The following is a 19,891-nucleotide window of genomic DNA, read 5'->3' on the forward strand; positions in this document are numbered from 1 at the left end:
TTCTTACTTTCCTTAACTAAAATATTGCATTAATGAAGCACTTTGGCTGTTGGCTTTATTAATAGCTGTCTCCATTGCTGTAAATTGTTTATAGTATCGTGTTTCAAGTGCAGTTAGACGATCATTAAAACTATCAATCTTTTTATCATATTCATTTAACAATTTTCCTAATGTAAAAGAACTATTAACTGATGAAGCACTTCCGGCCTTTTCACTAATAGTTTTCATTCCAGCACTAAGTTCCGCTCTTAATCTTCTAGCTATTCCTTGTTTACCTTCTTTCGGATCACCATCCTGCATAAACAATTCATAGATAGCATTTGGATCCTCTGCAATCGCTGCTTTCAACTTTTCTTCATCAATCTCTAACTTTCCACCCTCAAGATAGTTTTTCGTTGTGGTGATACCGATTTTATCCAAAGTTCCTAAAGATGTACCTTCAACTTGTGTATAAAGAGACGTTCTCATTTTTGTAAGTAAACTTGTTAAAGTAGAATCTCGACGCAATGTTCCTTTTCGCGCCTGTTCCTCCCACTTTTTCACTTGATCTTCCGTCATTTCTTTCTTTTGCTCATCTGTAAGTGGTGGGTAACTAGAATTTTTCTTTTCGCTTGTTTTACTACTAATGGTAGCAATTAATCCATTGTAGCTATCAACAAACTTCTTAACTGTATCAAAAATGGTGTCTACATCAGCTGTGGATGAGAATGTTACAGGCCCCGTCGTTTGTTCCTTAATCGTAAATTCAGCACCGTTGATTCGGAATGTGTTAGAAGATCTAGTAATCTCTAAACCATTATAAATAACTGTAGCATTTTGACCTTTGTTTGTAGGATCTGATTCCTGATTACTATTTGCGTTCATTTTCATGATATCTTTAAAGAAGTTATCACCTATTGCTTCTGAACCATCTGCATTTTCGGCTTTTAATTGAACTGCAGCTGTAACGTCTGTATCACCTGCATTTCCTGTATTTTTCGCTGTTATCGAAAATTTGCCTTCCTTTTCATCAAAGAAAGCAGTAACTCCAGATTTTGCATTAATCTCATTAATGACGCTTTGAAGCGTATCATCTGCCTTAATCGTATATTCGAACCACTTATCAGTTCCGTCTGTATTCTTATCGAAGCCACCATCTTTGTTGATTGCTCTTATTTTAATAGTTTGACCAACTAAACTAGCATCTAACTTTGCTGTTGCGTCTGTTATACTCGATGAACCTGTACTAACCATCGTCGCCGCAGTCGCAAGTTCTTTCACTTCAATCGTCCCTGAAAAATCAGTCGTTGAATTCACATTTTTAATAGACACAGCATTTGGATTCGAAACACTTACCGTCTTTTTAATAAAAGAGGCTTGCCGTCCAATTCCGTCACTAATCAATCGATCTAATTCCGATAATGCCGTATTAATCGTACGGTAATCATCACGTTGCCATTCTGTATACGTTTTCTTTTGATATAGCTTATCCAAAGGAACACGTTGAGCTGTCATTAGTTTTGATACAATATCATCAATGTCCATTCCGCTTGCTAACCCACTAACTCGCATTACCATACTATCACCTGCTTATATTTTCTTATCTACCATTAGTCCAACAAACTCCGTCATCGCTGCATAGAAATCTAATAGTTTCTTTGATGGTATTTCTCTTATTGTTTCTTCCGTTTTATCGTCCACTACTTTGACATAGTATTCATTTAACTGTTCATGATATTCAAAACGAATAGACGTATTCGTCGGTTGTAAAAATTGATTTAAGCCGTCTACTGCTTCTTGTACTTGTTCTTTAGTTATTTTTTGTGGGCTGTACGCTATTTCATTTATAACTTTTGCTTCATTTTGAAAATAATCGTTCATTCCTTCTGAGATAGCTGTTCTAAGTTTTGAGGAAAGAACATTTGTAGAAAGGTTCTCTAACATCATGCTCGCCTCCGATATGTGTCTCATTATTATTTATATCGGAAAAAGTACGATGGTTTTCAATTAATCGTTTGATTAAATTACAAAGTCACGTATAAATATTGATTAACATCCCTTTAATTTCACCAACAATATTAAGAATATCTAATCCTTTTTTCTCTTTATCCAGCACTTCGTTCGTTAAATCAATTAATTTCTTATCGACTTCTTTAACCAACTTATACACTTTTGTTGAACCACGTTGATTAAAACCGCGATGCTCGGTTAATTCAAGGCCGTTCTTCACCGCATCTTCCATGAATTCTTTAACCATTTTTTTATATTTACGTAAGTTTTCAACCGAATGGTTATCCGCTAGTTTCTTTCCTTGTTGTTCAATTTCAGCGACTTTCTTTGTTAAACGGTCATACGTCGTATCTTGACGTTTTTTATCCATCATCGCTTGAAATTGAATCGAGTCTTTAGCAACTTCCCCTTTACCCTGTATACTATTAAGAGTCGCTTTACTAATTCGTTGAACGTCCATTATCTATCACCTAATTTAGCAAGATATTGTAAAAAAGGAGAGGGATCTCCTCTCCTTTGACTTGATACTATTATTTTAATAATTGTAGTACACCTTGAGGCATCTGATTCGCTTGCGCAAGCATTGCTTGAGCTGACTGAACAAGGATATTGTTCTTTGTATAAGTAGACATTTCTAATGCCATATCCAAATCACGAATACGAGATTCAGAAGCTGTGACGTTTTCGCTCATATATTTCAAGTTAGATACCGCATACTCTAAACGGTTTTGAACTGCCCCCATACGAGAACGTTCAGAGGACACTCTTTGAATCGCATCATCAAGAACAGTAACAGCAGCGCCTGCTTTTTCATTACTTGAAATATCTAATGTATATTCTGTCGGCGTATCCGTTGATCCATTATTAGACATTTTCTCTTTTGTATACCAAACCGTTACTTCCTGACCATTTGATAATGTAACCTTCTGCTCTCCACCTTTAATTGTGTCACTAATACCTAAAGTTTCTGCCTGCATATTTTTAACTTCAAGTGACACTGTTTGACCTTGGTTGGCTCCAATTTGTAATGTAACTAGATTATTGCCATTATTTACTATTGGAGCAGTTGCTGATTCTTGACCAGTTTTTTGCTTTAATTGAATTTTTCCATCGACAACACTAGCTTCATATTTTGCATTTAATATCGCATTACCATTAATCTTGTCTTTTAATTCATTCGCATCTTTCCATCCTGCCGAACCTGTTTCATCATAATCGAAAGTAACACTATCAATTATAATGTCCTGAGGATTAACTTGGAATTGATATACACCTTCGATTGCTGGTACTCCATCAGCACCACCATTTATCTTTGAGGAACCTGTGATTACTGCACTTGGAGTTCCTCCTACAGTCGCTGTAATTCCTGCAAACGAGCCGCCTTGCGCTGTAAATGCAGCCTCAATAGCAGCTTTAATATCTACAGTGGATGAGTAACCTCCATTTCCATCTGTATTATCAAAATCACCATTGATAATAATCTTTTTATTAGCCGTATCAATACTTGCTGTTTCAGTTGTGCCATCCTCTACCGTTCCGAATTCAACTGTATAGCCATTTAATGTTGCTCCTGCTCCAGCAAAATCAAATGTTAAGCCTTCCGCTGTAACTTGACCTGGCTGAACTGCAGGTATTGCATTTGAACCACCAATAGCTGAAGAAGATGCTGCGGTTGTAGGAGCTGTCCCTCCCACTACGACCGCTATTCCAGTAAATGAATTATTCAATGCATTATTTACTTCAGTGTTAATATCAGAAGCTAACGGTGCGTTACTAAAATCATAACTAATAGTAATCTTTTCAGTTCCTGTATTAATATTTGCTGTTGTAGTACCACTCACACCAGCATCCACCAATTCAATTGTATAGTTACTTAAAGTTCCATTAGCACCAGAGAAATCAAATGTTAGTGTCCCCGCTGTAACCGTCGTCGGTTGAATAGCAGCTACTTCATCTGCACCATCTCTTATAGCTAAAGAACCTTCGATTACTGCCCTTGGATCTCCCAAAACAGTTGCAGTGATTCCTGCAAATGAACCGCCTTGTGCGTTAAACACAGCCTCAATGGCAGCTTTTATATCAGCAGTGGATGAATAAGTTCCATTTCCATCTGTATTATCAAAGTCTCCATTTATAATAATCTTTTTATTAGCCGTATCGATACTTGCAGTTTCACTTGTACCGTCCGCTATAGTTCCAAATTCAACTGTATAGCCATTTAACGTTGCTCCTGCTCCAGTAAAAGAGAATGTTAATCCTTCCGCTGTCACCTGTCCTGGTTCAATAGAAGGTACTGATTGTGCTCCCGCCATTTTAGTTATAATTTCATTGGATAATGATCCATCCAATAATTTCTTCGTATTAAATTCCGTTGTATTACTAATTCGATTGATTTCATTTGTCAGTTGATTAATTTCTTCTTGTATCGCTTTTCTATCTACATCTGTATTAGAGTCATTACCTGCTTGAATCGCTAGTTCACGCATACGCTGTAAAATTTCATGAGTCGAAGATAAAGCACCTTCTGCAGTTTGAATAAAGGATATCCCGTCTAGCGCATTACGTTCAGCCATATCCAAACCTCGGATTTGTGAACGCATTTTTTCAGAAATCGCTAAGCCTGCTGCATCATCTGAGGCGCGGTTAATACGTAATCCAGAAGAAAGCTTTTCAAGACTTTTTGCCGTAGTAGAGTTGTTTACTGATAAATTTCTGTAAGCATTTAATGCTGTAATATTATGATTAATCTTCATGTATTTATCTCCTCTATATAACTTATTGATTTATTCTCATAACGCTAGATTCATACGCTGCAACTTTTCGATTTATTTTTTGCGTTGGATTTGGAGTCTTTTTCAATGCGATATTCCAAGCACTTGCTATTTCTCCAACAATTTTGAGCACGCCTTGAATTTTTTCCGCATCTTTTTTTAGGTTGGCTTCGACTAATTCATCCGCCATAAAGTTATATAGCCTATCTAATTGTTCAGCAATCGGACCTGCTTCATACTTTAAACCAACACCTAATCTATGGAGAATATCATTTGCTTTTTGTAATTTTTTGTTCGACTCTATATAGTCTTTCTTTTCAATTAACGTAATAGCTTGTTCTAGGTTTTCGATTAAACCTTCATACAAAAACGCTGTTAGTTCTTGTGGTGTTTTTTGATAAATCATCTCTTCCGAAAGAAATTCCACTTTTGTATCTCCACCTTTTAACTTAGCTACTATAATTATCGGTAAAAGCTATCTAACTTTTAATAACTTTGATCGAGTTCTTCCAATAATATTAAAATCTCGGCCATCACCGCATATAATTGCGGCGGAATTGACTCCCCAAGATCAATGTTTAGTAAAGCACTCACTAACGATTCATCTTCTTGCATTTGAATATTATTTTGCTTCGCCAACTCCATAATTTTTTGAGCTACTTGACCAGAACCGTGAGCCACGACCGTCGGCACCGCTCCTTTGCTGTCATCATATCGAATAACAGCCGCGGTCGGTCCACTCACTCTTTTTTTATTTTTTTGGTTAACATATAATGAATTCCTCATATTGAAAAATCATACCCTTTCTCCGTAAAAGTCGGAGCTAATTGTGCTTTCTCCGTAACGCGTTCTTCTGTTGACGCACTTGCCTTTGGTTCGTTGAGAGGCTTCACGTTCATCGTCTGTAACTGATATCCAATTTCACGGAAGCGCTCCTGCGTTACTTCTGTAAAGCCCTCCAGCTTCTCCGATAACTGTTCCTTATTGCTACGGAACGTCAGACTTACATTTTTCTCAGAAGAAGACAGAAGAACTCCGATATCGCCTAAACGCTTCGTTTCTAGCACAAAATAAATGCTGCAGTTCTCCCAATCTACCTTTTCGCCATCCTTTCGTGAATTGACATATATTTTGATGTTTTCTACTTGTTTCTCCATCATATATGGCAGCTGGAAAAATAGATTTTGCATACCTGAAGAGTCTTGCTTATTCAAAAGCTGTTGACCGGTAATATTATTCACAGTTTGCTCTACCTGCTGCATAAGCTGTGGCTTCATCTCTTCATTTTTCATCATTTTCATTAATGCCGCTTTTACATTTTCTGTTTGCTGAGGGTCAGCTGGTGTTCCATTTTTAGAAACGAGTGAAAAACCAGCATCATGTTCATGCGTTAAGCCGATTTTTCGAATCGTGTCATACATTTGGCGTGCTGAAGGCTCATTATTTGTAAAAGGCTGCACCGCTTGTTCAACTGTGCTAGCCATTTGACGCGCTGAAGAAAAGTTTTCTAAACCAAGCTTGTCTAAAACAAAATGCTTCACCTTTACATCAGAAGGCTTGAAGACAATGTTTTCGATATTTGCCTTTACTTCTTTCACAATTTTATTCGCCTCGCTAACTTCACCTTTAGCTAGTAATTTTTTTGCTTCCGCCAACTGAGAGCTTGCGGCAAGCATTTTCTTTTCTGTCGACATATCTGTGTAAAGCAAATAGTCTCCCTTTAAAATCGCGTTATCGAGTTTATGAATCGTGGACTCTAAAATTTGCTTCACATTGGCTTGTGGTAAAATATTCCGATTTTCAAGCATCTTTGAAATATTATCTAGATTTCTTGTAATCTCACGTTTCAACGTTTTAAAATCAATCGCCATTTGTGACAGCTTCTTTGTAATTTCAGTCACCATGACATTTTGCGAATCTAATTTTAACGTTTGAACCGCTTCGTTAATCGCATATTGTTCCGCTTGCGATAATGTATTCTCTTGAGAAGCAGGTTGCTGAATGCCAAGATTCTGTTCGACTTTCGAAAGAGCATTTGAAAGCTCTCGTCTTGCTGCTAATTCACGCCCATTTTCTTGAAGCTGTTGCGCTTTGTCATGTGCCTGTTTCAGTTCATTCAATTCTTCATTTGCACCCTGTTCAGCGAGCAATGCTGCCGTTTTATCAAGCACTTTGGCTAATGACGGATCTTTTTGTACATCTTTTACTAGGTTTCGTATTGTTTCAGCTACATTTGGTTCCTTAGAAACCATAGGCGAGTTTTGCTGTTCTGGAACTGCCCTATTTGCAGTTGTAGAAGTCTCTTCAGCCTCTCCTAAAGATTGCAACAACTGATTCAGATGACCGTTTAACTGAATTTTCGCTTGAGCGTCTCGACCAATCGATTGAAGTTTCGTTGCTTCCTGAACTGCTTGTTCAAGCTTCTGAATCACTTGCATTGGCATTCCTGGTGTTTTTATGGCTTCTTTCGTTTGTTCAATCGCTTTAAAGATATTCGGCTCTTGCGTAATTCTGTCTTTTAATTGATCTAGAGTTGGCTTTGGTGATTCTTCGGCTTGTAAGTTTTGCTCGAGTTGATTTAACGCTTGTGTTAACTGCGCTTTCACTTGGACGCTTTGGCCTGTTTGCGCGAGGCGTGTGGCTTCTTGCATGACTTTATCTAGCTTTTCAACCGCTTTTACTGACAGATTCGCTGTTTTTGCCACTTCTTTTACTTGCTCTAGTGCTCGAGCTATATTCGGTTCTTGCGCGATTTTTTCTTTCACCTGACGAATCGCTTCGCTTGGTTTTGTTTCGGCTATTTGTAGCTCTTGTTCCAGTTGATTTAAAGCTTGCGTTAACTGAGCTTTCGCTTGGACGCTTTGGCCGGTTTGGGCTAGGCTTGTGATTTCCTGTATCACTTTGTTCAGTTTTTCCACCGCCTGTGCTGGCAGGCTTACATTTCTCGCGACTTCTTTTACTTGTTCTAACGCTCTGGCTATATTCGGTTCCTGCATGACTTTTTCTTTTACTTGGCGAATTACTTCGCTTGGGTTTGTCTCTTTCTCTTCTATTTGAAGATCCTGTTCCAATTGGGTAAGAGACTGCGTTAACTGCGCTTTCGCTTGAACGCTTTGACCTGTTTGAGCGAGGCTTGTCACTTCCTGCATCACTTTATCTAGCTTTTCTATCGCCTTTGTTGGCAGGTTCGCACTTTTCACAACTTCTTTTACTTGTTCCAGTACCCTAGCTACATTCGGTTCTTGTGCTACTTTTTCTTTTACCTGACGGATTGCTTCGCTTGGTGTTGTTTTGGCCACTTGCAACTCTTGTTCTAATTGCGATAAGGCTTGTGTTAACTGCGCTTTCGCTTGGACACTTTGACCTGTTTGCGCGAGCCGGCTCGCTTCTTGCATCACTTTGTCTAGCCGCTCTACTACTTTTGCTGGTAAATTCATAGTTTTCACCAGTTCTTTTACTTGTTCGAGTGCTCGGGCCACATTCGGCTCTTGCGCTACTTTTTCTTTTACCTGACGGACTGCTTCGCTTGTTTTTATTTCAGCTACTTCTAGGTCTTGTTCAATCTGTACTAAAGCCTGCATTAACTGCGCTTTCGCTTGAACATTTTGACCCGTTTGGGCTAAGCGTGTCACTTCCTGTATTACTTTATCTAGCTTTTCTATCACTTGTTCTGGTAGGTTTACCGCCTTCACTACTTCTTTTACTTGTTCTAGCGCTCTAGCTATATTCGATTCTTGCGCTACTTTTTCTTTTACTTGACGAATTACTTCGCTTGGCTTCATTTCTTCCACTTGAAGTTCTTGTTCCAATTGTTTAAGAGATTGCGTTAATTGGACTTTAGCTTGGACGGTTTGGCCCGTTTGTGCAAGGCGCGTTACTTCCTGCATTACTTTGCCCAACTTTTCTATCGCCTGTGTTGGCAGGTTCGCACTTTTCGCTACTTCTTTTACTTGTTCCAACGATCTGGCTATATTTGGTTCTTGCGTGACTTTTTCTTTTACTTGGCGAATTACTTCGCTTGGTTTTGTTTCAGCTACTTCTAGGTCTTGTTCTATCTGTACTAAAGCCTGCATTAACTGCGCTTTCGCTTGAACATTTTGACCTGTTTGGGCAAGGCGTGTCACTTCCTGCATCACTTTATCTAGCTTTTCTACCACTTTTACTGGCAGATTCGGAATTTTCGCTACTTCTTTTACTTGTTCAAGCGCTCTGGCTACATTCGGATCTTGAGCGACCGTTTCTTTGACTTGCCGAATTACTTCGCTCGGTTTTATTTCAACTACTTGTAAGTCTTGTTCCAGCTGTGACAATGTCTGTGTTAACTGCATTTTCGCTTGGGTGCTTTGGCCGTTTTGCACAAGACGACTCGCTTCCTGCATTACTTTATCTAGCTTTTCCACTGCTTTCGATAGCAGATTTGGAGTTTTCACTACTTCTCTTACTTGTTCCAGAGCCCTGGCCACATTCGGCTCTTGCGCTACTTTCTCTTTCACCTGGCGAATCACTTCGCCTGGCTTCGTTTCCTCTACTCGTAGCTCTTGCTCCAGTTGACTTAAAGACTGCGTTAACTGCACCTTTGCTTGAACACTTTGACCTGTTTGAGCAAGGCGTGTGACTTCCTGCATCACTTTATCCAGCTTTTCCACTGCTTTCGCTGGCAGATTCGCCGTCTTAGCTACTTCCCTTACTTGTTCTAGCGCTCTGGCTACATTCGGCTCTTGCGCTACTTTCTCTTTTACCTGGCGAATCACTTCGCTCGGTTTCGGTTCCTCTACTCGTAGCTCTTGCTCCAGTTGACTTAAAGACTGCGTTAACTGCGCTTTCGCTTGAACACTTTGACCTGTTTGCGCAATCCGCGTCACTTCCTGCATCACTTTGTCTAACTTTTCAATTGCCTTTGTTGGCAGGTTCACACTTTTGGCTACTTCTTTTACTTGTTCCAGCGCTCTGGCTACATTCGGCTCTTGTGCGACTTTTTCTTTTACCTGGCGAATTGCTTCGCTTGGCTTCACTTCTTCTATTTGTAGCTCTTGCTCCAGTTGACTTAAAGACTGCACTAACTGCGCTTTCGCTTGAACGCTTCGACCTGCTTGAGCGAGACCCGTGACTTCCTGCATTACTTTATCCAGCTTTTCCACTGCTTTCTCTGACAGATTCACCGTCTTAGCTACTTCTCTTACTTGTTCTAGTGCTCTGGCTACATTCGATTCTTGCGCTACTTTTTCTTTTACCTGATGAATCGCTTTGCTAGCACTTTTAGGAGTCGGTATCTCCTTAGCTGTATTCGTCTTCGTAGCATTCACTTGCTTCTCGACTGCTACTAAATGTTGAATCAACTGCACTTTCGCCTGAACGGTTTGTCCTGCTTGTGAGAGTTTCTTCGCTTCTGAAACGCTTTGTTCTAATTTCTTTTTGCTCGCTTCATTCAAATTCGTATTTTTTAAAAAATCTTCTACCATTTGGATAGATTTTGCTACATTCGGTTCTCGTTGTGCTTCTGTTCGCACTGTCGCCATACTTTTAGCTGGCATAGAAGTATTTCTCGATTGAAGTTGTACACCTAATTCATCTAACACTGACATTAACGATGCTGATAATGGGTTACCATTTAACGCTTCATGTACCGCTTTAATTGTATGATTTGTAACGTCAATTTGCTTTTGCGCCATTGCCCGTAATGTTTCTGCTTTTTGTTCAGTTGTTCCTGATCCTTTAGCGATAAACTCCTTCATCACATTCATTTGATCTTTTGTCAAGGACATTCCACCCGATGAAAAAGCTTTCACAATCTCATTTAATTCGGAATCCGTACTCTGCGACATACTAGCCAGAGCAGCAGATGTACTAGGAGCTTTATCAGACAACTTAACTGTATAGTTTCCTTCCGCTGTTTTTCCTGTAATTTCAACAAATACTTGATCCTGCTTCGGAACATTGCCTTCAAACTGAACTTTTGTGGTCGTTCCCCTCATCGAAACAACCGCCTCTTGATTACTCACTCGTTCCTTCACAGATACTTGAAGCAAATCCCCAACATTCGGCTGTGAAGAAGGAGCTGCTGTTTGTGAAATTGATCTATAGTTATTTTGAATAATTTGCATTCAAGTTACACCCCGTTCTAATTAACCTACCTTTTGTATCGGTTAGAAACGAAGGATTTTCATCGGTAATTTGAAGGAGAATATAGGAAAACTTTCACAAAAACAAAGAAAAACCATAAACCCTAAACAACACATAGGATTTATGGTTTTCCCACAAAGTTATATACAGAATATCCACAATTCAAAAAGTCACTGTGACATAATCTTCTTCAACTTCAACATACTTTCCATCACTTTATTAATTTGAGGTATATTTAATTCTCGGTATCTTTGGCTTGTACCCCATTCACACATCCGCTCATGTTCAGGATGTAAGGGATTATTCCATGCTTCTAGAAACTCTTCATAACCTCTTGAGCCTCCGACATCTTCTGAAGGACAAGCTCCTTCTTCTTCGAGCAGCGTCGGGTGCCCGAATGAATAATCTTCTATTACTTTCTCCACCTTTATCAAATGCTCCAAATTATCACCATAATTATAGAGATAGAGAAACTCAGGATACGTTTCCAAATATTTAGGTAAACGCGTCGCCCTCGCCTTTCGCATTTCGATTCTCATAATTCGTTCTATACAAGAAACATCACCTTCTTCTACAGGAGGATCCAATAAATATTGCCGCTGCATAAAAAGATGCTCTTCATATGTTTCACCAAAACCAATAATCTGCAACTTACACTCCCTATAGACATAATCAATTTCAAACTCATAAAGATGATAATCCTGCCAAGCCCATCGCGAATTGAATCGTATCATGAAGGCGTTTGAAATGCGTTTCTGCCGGGATTATGACTCTTCTCCAAACTGCCGGCTCCACGTGATTTAATGTAATCAGTAATTGATAGGCTTTCATATTCGTTCATCCTCATTTAAAAGAATAAAGAACAGCCTCTTCTGGATACTTTACAAAACTACTTCTATAATTTTAAATCAATGTTTCCGCCAAGCTGCGTGCTGAATCGCTACAACCTCAACTGAATCCATCATTTTTATTAGACCATTTGCACTTGTTTCTGCTTGGTCCATTGCTTTTTTTATGACTGACATTGAAACTTGTTGTTAAACTTGTCCTTAGCTTAATGCTATAGGGACATCTCCTTAAGAACCAAAATCCAAAATGTCAATGTGACGCAATTCACTTTAGCCGGGCAGGGGCACTTCGGATTCAAAATACTGATGACCATTGTTTCACCTACGGATTTCATCATCATAGCTTTCGCCTTAGATGGTCTATCCTAGTCGTTGAACCTTCTCCAGAGTTTCCTCACAGGAGCTTAGCTGCTGATTGCCCAAATCTTTTCTTTTCTTAAGCCTTCACGCCTGTCGTTTCCAACTACGTTGTGCTAAAAAAACTATTAGGGTTTTCCATCAATTCATCCGATAATGAATACTAATCTCTAGTCATTACTAGCTAGGACAAATTTGCTTAGCTAAGCTTTCCACTTATACAGCTAAAGCATAATGAAAGGGCACTGCTAATAGGCAGTATCCCTTTAACTATATGAAAAAGCCCTAACACGTGTATCCTGTAAAGCAATATAGACATAAATCAGAATAGTTAAATAGTGTGAGTTACAGAAACTGCTTAATTTTAAAATGTATATATAAGAAAGGGATAACCCTCTCAATCCCCCTACTTTATTGTAACCGTTGTGGCTCCACCTTTACCGTTATATGTTCCTCTAATATATACTGTGCCACCTGAAGAATTAACCGGAACAGTAATCAAGCCATTATTATCAACAATAGCAGCATTTATATTACTACTACTAAAAGTGGTAAAGTCCGTTACATCTTCCGATGTACCATCTGAATATTCTGCTGTTACTTTTATCCGGTAAGTATCTCCTTTGTCCAATGAAAGGCTTACTGGATTGAATGTTAAATTCACCAAGGATGGCTTAGGTAGGATAGTAATTGTAGTTGCTCCGCCCTTACCATTGTAGCTTCCGCGAATATAAACTGTACCTGGTGCAGCATTGGTAGGCACAGTGACAAGCCCTGTGTTGTCTACAACAGCCATATTATTATTACTGCTGCTGTAAGTAACTTTCGCTGTTACATCCTCTGTTGTACTATCGGAGTATTCAGCAACCACATTCATTTTTAAAATCTCTCCACCTTTTAACGTTGTTGTTGAAGGAGTAAACTTTAAATTCGTTACTGATGGAGGACCCATAACAGTCACTGTCGACGCTGCCCCTTTTCCACTGAATGTTCCCCGGATATAAACAGTACCTCCTTTTGTTGGGTTAGCAATAGTAACTACGCCTGATGCACCAACAGTTGCAAGACTTGTATTACTGCTGCTAAAGGCTGTTTGTGCTGTCACATCCTTAGTGCTTCCATCCGAATAGGTTGCCATTACTTCCATTGCCAAAGTGTCTCCGCCTTTTAGGGTCACTTTATTCGGGGTAAAGGCTATCCCTATAATATAAGGTTTGCTGACTGTAATCGTAGCTGCTCCGCCTTTCCCATCGTAGGATCCTTGAATATTGACATTTCCGTTAGAAGCACTAGTTGGAATTTTGACTAAACCTGTCGATGGATCTACTGTTGCCAAGCTGGTGTTGGAGCTTTTTAGTAATGCCTGATTCGTCACATCTTTTGTAGTACCATCGGAATAGTTTGCTGTAACCTGCATTTGGACTGTATCCCCTGGCTTAACTGTTTTCGTAGCAGGGGTAAAGTTCAAACTAACTACTGATGGTCGCGCAGGAACAGAAAGTGTCATTACTCCACCTTTCCCCCCGTAGCTTCCACGGATATAAACAGTTCCGCCTGTTGCGCTGTCTAATACCTTTATTTCACCCGTAGCTGGATCTACCGCGGCCTGACTTGTATTACTGCTATTTAAACCTGCCTTGGCTGTTACATCTTCAGTACTTCCATCTGAATATGTAGCTGTTACTTGAATTTGAGCATTTTCCCCTTGCTTCAAGGTTAATTTATCAGGGGTAAATGTAAGACTCTCAACTGAAGGTGGTTTCGGTATAGTCAAAGTGACCGCTCCACCTTTCCCTCCATAACTTCCTCGAATATAGACGGTTCCGCCTGTTGCTTGATCCGTTATCGTTGCAATCCCTTTGGCTGGATCTACTGTAGCTTGATTTATATTGCTACTATTTAAGTTAGCTTTCGTTGTTACATCTTCCGTCGTGCCATCCGAATAGTTAGCAACTACCTTAACTTGTGTCGTTTCACCTTGTTTAACGGTTGTTTTATCCGCAGTAAATGTCAATCCTTCTAAAACGGGTGGACTTGGGATTGTAATAGTGGCTGCCCCACCTTTTCCCCCGTAACTTCCACGGATATAAACAGTTCCGCCTGTTGCGTTACTATTTACACTTATTAACCCAGCAGAGTTCACGGTTGCCAAATTTTCATTACTACTTTCATAAACTACTTGTGAAGTCACGTCTTGTATTACTCCATCTGAATATTCAGCAGAAACCTTAAGTTGCTGTGTTTCATTAGGTTTTAATGTAACAGCATCAGGAGTAAATATTAAAGATGTTAATATAGGTTTACTTGGTACTGTAACAACAGATTTAACTGTTTTGCCGCTATATGTACCAGTAATCTCAACAGTTCCCCCTGCTGCATTTTGCGGTACCGTAATCACTCCATGATGGTCAATAGTAGCAAGCCCATTATTGCTGCTGGTAAAAGATATTTTACTCGTTACATCTTCTGTTGTTCCATCAGAATATGAAGCTATTACTTTAACCGTTTGGCTTTTCCCCTGTTCAATGGTTAAAGTAGCGGGCGTAATTTGAACATCTGTTATCTCCCGAAATGGAGTTACATTGATTACCGTTTCACTCAAGAGGCCAGCATAGGTACTGCGAATAGTGACCGTTCCATCTACAGTTGTTTTAGGAATCGTAACAAGGCCACTGTTATTGACAATTGCTAAACTGGTATTTCCACTTGTATACACGCTACTTTTGGTTACATCTTTTTTGGTTCCATCAGGGAAATCAGCAATAACCTTAAGCTGCGCTGTTTGTCCACCCATTAAATCTAACGTTACAGGAGTAACCGTTAATTTTGTTGGGGGATCAGTGATTTTAACCTGAACATTTTTTGTCTTGTCTTGATTTTTAATTGTGATTGTTCCAGTTTCTCCAAAAGGGGCTGTGTCGCTAATGGAAATCATCCCATTTGGACTGACAAAAATGCTTTCAGGCACACTACTTCCATATGTAGTTCCCTCCACAGCATATGTAACATCCTTCTTGCTACCATCTGAATAAACGGCATTTACATTTAACTGCTGCTTCTCCCCAGGCCCCAGTAAAACGTCGTTACTTGTACTCAGTTCGACCAATTCTACAACTTCTACAGGCGGATCCACACTAACATCAACTGTTGTCGTATATCCATTATGAGTGATTGTGATTAGGGCAGTATCACCAATCTGAGCCTCTGGTAACAAAGAAATAAAACCTTGATCATCGACAACTACATTTGGGGAATTACTGCTGTAAATGGTCCCTGTTGAAACTGCCGTTACATCTTTTTGTATTGTTCCATCATCTAAGGTTACTTTTAAAGGGATGTGTTGACCTTGTGCAATAGAGACATTGCTCGGAGTCACCACTAATTTTGAAGGAACAGAAACATCAAGGCCACCAATAACAGCTGCCTTTCCAGAAGGAAAAGTTGCTAGCACCTTTAAGAAATCTGGATAACTAGTGTACTCGTCATGCCAGCAACAGATGTCTAAATCATTGGTGACACCAATAGCTTGTCCTTCTATATTTGGTGAAACATCACTATAGCTTAAATTAATATTGGCAGAAATATTCCCTACAGCGCCTAAATAGGCGTAAGGATTCGTAAAATCTGAAGCAAAACCTAATAACCCGCCGCCATTATTAATAAATGACGCAATATCATTTTGTCTTTTTACTAATTTGTCATGTTGTGCCTGGGTAAGTCCACCAGACGTATTATATGCATCGCTTGAAACAGCAAGCATGGCATATCCCGCAAAGGATTGAGTTTCAATATTTGCTTCATTTACAAAAGTAACCGATTGCCCTGTGCCGGTTGCAATTGCATTCCAGAAACTTGTAACATAATAACTATTAGCGCCAAAAACAAAGATACCAGATCCCCCGTTTGTTACTTTTGCCAATATCGAATTAACAATGTTTTGATAAACGGATATTGGTCCATGTCCTCCTACTCCTCCATCTTCAGCATCAATTCCCATAAGAATTATAGGCCCTCCAGATGATTGCTGGGCTGCGTATCCTTTAATAGGAGAACTAGTTGATATCAAAGAAGTTAACAGTATTACAATTAAACTAATAGAAGTAAGTTTTTTTTTCCAACGGCGCAAACTAATTTCCCCTCTCAAAACAAAACAGATATTAATACCTAATACTAATTATCTATCACTTTATATTTTTTTCCAATAACTTTCTAAAAAAACCTTAGAAATGACTAAAGCCACTTCTAAGGTCCTTTCTCTTTTAGAATATTCGGTTATAACCTAGAAAGTTCTGATGTTTCTTTTTCTAACTACTTTGCAAACTTCTCTAAGAACTCAAATTTTATATTTGATCATTTTGCTAATACCTTTACTGTCTTGCTTCCCACTACCAGATAACCATCCAGCATTGCTCGAAACTCTAATTCTACTTCCTCTTCATTCCATTGAAAGTTTTCACGTTCAAATTTGAATTGTCCTTTCTTCGCTTGTTGCTCTAATCCTTTCGTTCCTGTATTAGCAGAAACTCCGTTTACTTTAGCACTGCTAAGATCAAATTGAGCTGTATCAAAGCCCTTTGGTGTTGTTACTTGAACAGTAAACACACCTTTGTTGCCTTTGATGATGCCTGGATTTACATTAATAGTAGCCGGGATGTAAACCACATAGGTCTTCTCAACCGTTGTCGTCCAACCCGCATAGTCTGTTAAAGTTAACACTACGTTGTAAGTACCTGGCTGATCGAGATTGATATTAGAAACCCCTTGACCGTTCACTGTAAGCACTTCAGAAGCAATGCCAGAAACGGCATCACTAGCTTTATAGCTAGGCAACTGAGCCCCTAACGTGTACTCATCATCAAGATTCCAGCTAACTTCTGGAGCGCTTTTGTCCACTTTTACTTCAACAGTCTTTGCTTCTTCAACGTTTCCTGCTTTATCTACACTATAGAAACTTACTTCATGGATTCCTTCTTCACTTATAGTAAAACTTGTTCCCTCCACATAATCAGAACCATTTATAGAATAGTAGGTTTTATCCACTCCACTTGCATTGTCTGTTGCTGTTAATTCAACTGGTACATCTTCCTTCGACCAATCATTTGTTGCGTTGGACGTTGTCTCTGGAGCTATTTTGTCAACTTTGACTTCAATTGTTTTAGCTTCTTCTTCATTACCAGCTTTGTCTATACTGTAAAAAGACACTTTATAAGCCCCTTCCTCAGCTAGCGTAAAGCTTGTTCCTTCTTGAAACTCTGATCCATCAATAGAATAAAGGGTTTTATCCACTTCACTTAAATCATCTGTAGCAGTTAATTGGACTTCTACTTCTTCCTTATACCAGTTATCTGTCATATTAGAAGTTGTAACGGGTGCTGTCTTATCCAATTTCACTTCCACCGTTTTTACTTCTTCTTTATTGCCAGCTTTATCTACACTGTAGAAGGATACTTTATGTGTCCCCTCTTCAGCTAATGTAAAGCTTGTGCCTGCTGTAAATTCTGATCCATTGATTGAATAGAAAGTTTTGTTTACTCCACTTTGTGTGTCTGTTGCTGTTAGTTGCACTTCAGCATCTTCTTTTAAGACAGTTTCCGTTATGTTTGAAGTTGTAACAGGAGAAGTAGTATCAAATTCTTCTGCTTGAATCTGTATAGTGCTGTATGCTTCTGATTCTACTCCAGACGGAGAAATTGGAACAACACGATATTCATAATCACCTGGCTCCAAATCACTAATAGTAAGGCTTGTTTCCGTTGTATTTTCGACAAGTTTAAGTTCACCATTTACTACCTCATATATATTATAGGACTCTGCATTTTGTACCAAACCCCAGTTTAATGTCACAGAGTCATCCTCTACTATAGAACCAGAAGTTTTCGGAGCCTCCAATTTAGGCCCAATATACAATTTTACTTGATTAGATGACGGTGATTCGCCAAAACGACTATGATACGAAGTTACTTCGAAGATATACCGTCCTTCTGGTTGATTACTTACTTTAAACTGAAGACTTGTTGTAGTCCCAACGAATTTCTTTGTTCCGTCAATCACTTGATAGACGTTATAACCTGCTGCATTGTCTTCTTTTGTCCAATCTAAGATTATTGTATTCTCATTCTCTACCTTTCCAGTTAATTCAAGTGCTTGCAATTCGGGGAAATTCAACTCATATTCAATTCGAGAGCCGGTTGGAGATTCACCAAAGCGGTCACTGTAGGATGTTATTTCAAACGTATACTTTCCTTCTGGCATATTAACCATGGTATGAGCATTTCCAACTTTTGTTGCAATTAATTTTCGTTCACCATTTATAATTTGATATACCTTATAGGCTGTTGCATATTCAAATGCATCCCATCTTAGGACTAAATCATTTCCATTTTGTACTGTAATAGTAGGGTTTTCAGGTGCCAGCATGTCAGGATGAATTAAATCGAACTCCAGGTTTGCTACCTGTTCTGACTCGCCAAAACGGTCACTATATGAAGCTACTTCATATTTGTAATGTCCTTCTGGCATATTTTTATGGGGTGTATTTAATGCAGACGTTGACAAGATTAATTTCTTTTCACCATCAATAACTTGATATAATTTGTACGAATCTGCATATTCAGCTTGTGTCCATCTTAAATTAATATCATTATAATTTGATAAAGTATAAGTTAAACTCTCAGGAGCTTGCATATCAGGAAAGACCATATCTATTTCAATACGAAAAGGGACCTCCGACTCTCCAAAGCGATCACTATATGTCGTTACCTCATATACATGTTTTTCCTCCGAAACATTGGAGATAAGATGACTGTTTAATCTTGTCGTTGTAAGTAACTTTCTCTCTCCGTCTACTAACTCATATACTCTGTAATTCGTCGCATAGTTAGCTTTTTGCCAATTAAAGATTAAGTCATTACCATTCTCGATTTTATAAGTTACAATAGGTGACTTAATCTCAGGAAAAACAACATCCCCTTCAATCTGAGATCCCTCGAAAGATTCTCCAAAGCGGCTGTTATAAGATGTTATTTCATAACTATACTTTCCTTCCGGATGATTCACAAATGTATAGCTATTCGTCTTTGTAGTTGCCGTGAGTGTTCTGGTACCATCTACGACTTGATATATATTATAATCTGCCGCATAGGTTACTTTATCCCAGCTTATAGTAAGATCATTCCCACTGGCTATACTTGATACAACATTTAACGGACTTTCCATCTCTGGATATACAACCTCAACAATCACTGTGTTGGAAAGTTCAGATTCACTATCTCTTCTAATAGAAGAAACTGCAAACGTACTGCTTCCTTCTGAAACATTATAAACAGTAGTATCGGTATTTTCATATGAAACCTCTTTAACCAATTCCTGCTGTCCATCTTGAATCTTATAGATTCGATAGCTGCTTACCCCTGTAACTTTATCCCAATCTAAAACAATGTTACCTGGATAGTATTGACTTGCTTTCAAATTTGCTGGTGCTTGTATTTCTGTGGCAAACACATTTGAAAGCGGAAGCAGTACTTGAAGCAGTATTAAAAATACTGTAAATAAAGATAACTTTCTTATCATATTTTTATCTCCTTTTTTATAAAAAAAGGCAACGGAAATTCCTATTATATTGATTTGTGGTATCCGGCTGCCATCCAATTATAAATTTTGGTTCAGGCCCTTGGTTTTGCGTCTCACAGTTTCCTGTGGTTTGCCTTTTTCACTTTTAAGGTACTAATAAAAAAACTATTCCATTAAAATTATTTTCACGGAATATTTTACCTAATATATACAAATTAAGAGATCTTAACAAAGCTA

The 19,891-nt window shown here is 38.7% G+C and carries 12 protein-coding genes and 1 riboswitch; all 12 genes read right to left on the minus strand.

The annotated features are described in order from the left end of the window. Positions 1–12 precede the first annotated feature (12 nt). Positions 13–1,557, minus strand: a complete 1,545-nt coding sequence (locus BAOM_RS21760) for a flagellar hook-associated protein 2 (RefSeq protein WP_127762084.1) — start codon at positions 1,555–1,557, stop codon at positions 13–15. Positions 1,558–1,569: 12 nt separating this feature from the next. Beyond that, positions 1,570–1,923 (minus strand): flagellar protein FlaG, encoded by a 354-nt coding sequence (flaG, locus tag BAOM_RS21765; RefSeq protein ID WP_373995350.1) that lies wholly within the window; start codon positions 1,921–1,923, stop codon positions 1,570–1,572. 88 nt (positions 1,924–2,011) lie between these two features. After that, positions 2,012–2,449 carry a YaaR family protein gene (locus tag BAOM_RS21770; protein WP_127762086.1) on the minus strand — a complete coding sequence of 146 codons (438 nt, stop codon included), beginning with the start codon at positions 2,447–2,449 and terminating at the stop codon, positions 2,012–2,014. A gap of 70 nt (positions 2,450–2,519) precedes the next feature. Beyond that, a complete protein-coding gene (locus tag BAOM_RS25405; protein ID WP_127762087.1) occupies positions 2,520–4,742 on the minus strand; it encodes a flagellin N-terminal helical domain-containing protein in 2,223 nt (740 codons plus the stop codon). 22 nt (positions 4,743–4,764) lie between these two features. Further along, positions 4,765–5,187, minus strand: a complete 423-nt coding sequence (gene fliS / locus BAOM_RS21780) for a flagellar export chaperone FliS (RefSeq protein WP_127762088.1) — start codon at positions 5,185–5,187, stop codon at positions 4,765–4,767. A 59-nt stretch (positions 5,188–5,246) separates the two neighbouring features. Further along, positions 5,247–5,546 carry an EscU/YscU/HrcU family type III secretion system export apparatus switch protein gene (locus tag BAOM_RS21785; protein ID WP_127762089.1) on the minus strand — a complete coding sequence of 100 codons (300 nt, stop codon included), beginning with the start codon at positions 5,544–5,546 and terminating at the stop codon, positions 5,247–5,249. Continuing rightward, positions 5,543–10,861: a hypothetical protein gene (locus BAOM_RS21790; RefSeq protein ID WP_127762090.1), complete on the minus strand. Its 5,319-nt coding sequence runs from the start codon at positions 10,859–10,861 to the stop codon at positions 5,543–5,545. Before BAOM_RS21790 ends, BAOM_RS21785 begins: the two co-directional genes overlap by 4 nt. A gap of 189 nt (positions 10,862–11,050) precedes the next feature. Beyond that, complete coding sequence (locus BAOM_RS21795; RefSeq protein ID WP_257467480.1) at positions 11,051–11,530, minus strand: plasmid pRiA4b ORF-3 family protein; 480 nt, start codon at positions 11,528–11,530, stop codon at positions 11,051–11,053. Positions 11,531–11,564: 34 nt separating this feature from the next. Beyond that, positions 11,565–11,711 (minus strand): plasmid pRiA4b ORF-3 family protein, encoded by a 147-nt coding sequence (locus BAOM_RS24770; RefSeq protein WP_218973847.1) that lies wholly within the window; start codon positions 11,709–11,711, stop codon positions 11,565–11,567. A 77-nt stretch (positions 11,712–11,788) separates the two neighbouring features. Beyond that, the gene (locus BAOM_RS21800) at positions 11,789–11,905 is read right to left on the minus strand and encodes a putative motility protein (protein WP_257467481.1); all 117 of its coding nucleotides are present in this window, start codon (positions 11,903–11,905) and stop codon (positions 11,789–11,791) included. 586 nt (positions 11,906–12,491) lie between these two features. Beyond that, positions 12,492–16,211, minus strand: a complete 3,720-nt coding sequence (locus BAOM_RS21805; protein WP_127762091.1) for an Ig-like domain-containing protein — start codon at positions 16,209–16,211, stop codon at positions 12,492–12,494. 224 nt (positions 16,212–16,435) lie between these two features. Then, positions 16,436–19,654: an OmpL47-type beta-barrel domain-containing protein gene (locus tag BAOM_RS21810; protein WP_127762092.1), complete on the minus strand. Its 3,219-nt coding sequence runs from the start codon at positions 19,652–19,654 to the stop codon at positions 16,436–16,438. Positions 19,655–19,709: 55 nt separating this feature from the next. Beyond that, positions 19,710–19,799: riboswitch (cyclic di-GMP riboswitch) on the minus strand. Between the last annotated feature and the right edge of the window lie 92 nt (positions 19,800–19,891).

The sequence above is a fragment of the Peribacillus asahii genome, assembly GCF_004006295.1.
GTDB classification, from domain to species: Bacteria; Bacillota; Bacilli; order Bacillales; family DSM-1321; genus Peribacillus; species Peribacillus asahii_A.